General features: G+C 65.0%; 2 protein-coding genes. One reads left to right on the forward strand and one right to left on the reverse strand.

Features of this window, described 5'->3' with window-relative positions; all coding sequences use genetic code 11:
• Nucleotides 1-78 precede the first annotated feature (78 nt).
• The gene (locus tag GVL03_RS18835) at nucleotides 79-495 is read right to left on the reverse strand and encodes a hypothetical protein (RefSeq protein ID WP_159502541.1); all 417 of its coding nucleotides are present in this window, start codon (nucleotides 493-495) and stop codon (nucleotides 79-81) included.
• 92 nt (nucleotides 496-587) lie between these two features.
• On the opposite strand from GVL03_RS18835, the gene GVL03_RS22085 reads away from it, so the two are divergent.
• Nucleotides 588-975 (forward strand): hypothetical protein (locus GVL03_RS22085; protein ID WP_373683853.1); only part of this gene is annotated, 388 nt, incomplete at its 3' end.

Here is a 975-nt window from a genome sequence, read left to right on the forward strand (position 1 = left end):
CTACGAGATGCCTCTCGGATTGGGTGAATAGGACCTTAGACAAGCTCTATTCTTCCCGGTCAGAGAGGCATTTCTCTGTCACGACGCCCGCTCAACACCCAGGCTCATCGGTGGATCGAGGCTAAGCAGTGGTGTGAGGGTGTTGCTGGATTGCAGCCAGAGCACAAGTAGCGCGAGGAAAGCGGCGCCCAGGGCCACGAGCAGTGCGGGGATGAGAAGAAGCAGCCGCCGACCGTGCCAGCGTGTCAACGCCAATGCGACAACGCCGGCGATCCCGGCGACCAGGAGTGCTGACACTGCAATCCGGGTGCTCGTGTACTGTCCGATGAGGATGTCCGTCTTGCCGTCTGCGGACGTTCGTACGGCGATGACGACTGCGGCAAGTACGGCGAGGGCAGCCCCGGCTACGGCGGAGAAGGTCGCGATGAGCGTGCCCCGCGCTGTGCGAATCCGCGGTCGAATCGGCTGCGTGGGCGGGCTCGCGACGCTGGTCACAGGGCGAGCGTACATCGCGCAGCTGACGGTCTCCTGTTTCTCCGGCGGCATCGCCCCAGCCCTGCCGACGTTCGATGAAGCAGACTGGGACGGTGAACATCGCCGGTGCCGACCACGCTGATGACACGGTGAAAGGTCCGACATTTCAGAGGGATGGGCGCCGTCAGCACCTCGCCAGAGTTGCCCGTCTCGCCCTCTTCGTGGTCGTTGTGGCATCCGCGGTGTTGCTGGTGTGGCCGCAGGCGTTCGGTGCACAGCGGCTGCCGGGGATCGCGCAGCTGATCGCCTTCCGGGCGCCCGTGGGGATCGCGCTCGCGGCGCTCGCAGTCGTCGCAGGCGTGGCTGCGTTGGTATGTCCCGCGTCAAGTAGTTGGCAGGATTTCTTCTCTTTCGAAGTTGGGGATGGTGGGGTCGGCCAGGCCGAGGTGCACCTCCATCGGCCGGTTCCAAGCGATCGCCTCGTGCGGGCGGACCTCGTTG

Source organism: Microbacterium sp. 18062, assembly GCF_902706225.1.
Classification (GTDB): domain Bacteria; phylum Actinomycetota; class Actinomycetes; order Actinomycetales; family Microbacteriaceae; genus Microbacterium.